This is a genomic window from Ursidibacter arcticus (assembly GCF_009761375.1).
Lineage (GTDB): Bacteria > Pseudomonadota > Gammaproteobacteria > Enterobacterales > Pasteurellaceae > Ursidibacter > Ursidibacter arcticus.
On sequence record NZ_LEKM01000195.1, the window covers coordinates 1 to 1,398 of the forward strand.

1 protein-coding gene is annotated in these 1,398 nt (G+C 39.5%); it reads right to left on the reverse strand.

The features are described 5' to 3' along the window. A partial coding sequence (gene ilvC, locus A1D25_RS08985; protein ID WP_157395348.1) for a ketol-acid reductoisomerase occupies positions 1–1,332 on the reverse strand: 1,332 nt, incomplete at its 3' end. Positions 1,333–1,398 lie beyond the last annotated feature (66 nt).

Sequence of the window (1,398 nt, forward strand, 5' to 3'; positions counted from 1 at the left end):
GCCTTTTTGTAACATCGGGATTAATTTCTCTGCAAGAATTGGCGTTGCAACGTGTGAGAATAAGTAGTTACCGTATTCTGCTGTATCTGAAATTACCACGTTCATTTCATATAAACGTTTACGAGCGATAGTATTCGCAATTAACGGTAATTCGTGTAATGACTCATAGTAAGCAGATTCTTCATAGATACCGCTTGCAACCATTGCATCAAATGCCATTTCAACACCAGCTTTAACCATTGCAACCATTACTACACCGTTATCGAAGTATTCTTGTTCAGAAATTTTGATACCGTCTGCTTTTGGTGAATTTTCAAAGGCGGTTTTACCTGTTTCTTCACGCCATTTTAATAAGTTAGCATCACCATTAGCCCAGTCTGCCATCATTGTTGATGAGAATTCACCGCTGATGATGTCATCCATATGTTTTAAGTATAGGAAGTTAAGTTGTTCTTTAATTTCTTCCGCTAATTCAAAGGCACGAATTTTCGCAGAGTTAGATAAGCGATCCATCATTAACGTGATACCACCTTGTTTTAAGGCTTCAGTGATGGTTTCCCAACCGTATTGGATCAATTTACCTGCATATGCTGGATCTTTACCGTCCGCGACTAATTTGTCATAACATACGATAGAACCTGCTTGTAACATACCGCAAAGAATAGTTTGTTCGCCCATTAAGTCAGATTTAACTTCAGCAACAAATGAAGACTCTAACACGCCAGCACGATCACCGCCTGTTGCTGATGCCCACGCTTTTGCGATAGCTAAACCTTCGCCTTTCGGGTCATTTTCAGGGTGAACAGCGATAAGAGTCGGCACACCGAAACCACGTTTATATTCTTCACGCACTTCTGTACCTGGGCATTTTGGTGCTGTCATTACAACAGTGATGTCTTTGCGAATTTGTTCACCTTCTTCAACAATGTTGAAACCGTGTGAATAACCGAATGCGGCACCTTGTTTCATTAAAGGCATTACATCTGCAACCACTTTAGAGTGCTGTTTGTCTGGTGTTAAGTTAATCACTAAATCTGCACTTGGGATTAACTCTTGGTATGTGCCAACTTTAAAACCATTTTCAGATGCACGAGTAAATGACGCACGTTTTTCTGCAATCGCTTCTGCACGCAATGCGTAAGCAATATCTAAACCAGAATCACGCATATTTAAACCTTGGTTTAAACCTTGTGCACCGCAACCTACGATAACGATTTTTTTGCCTTTTAAGAAATTACAACCGTCAGCAAACTCGCTACGATCCATAAAACGACAGCGACCTAATTGATCTAATTGTTGGCGTAAGTTTAATGTGTTGAAATAGTTAGCCATTTTTTGTTCCTTCTGAATAAATAGGGATAATTAAACGTTATGAAGTATAACTCAGACTGATGACAA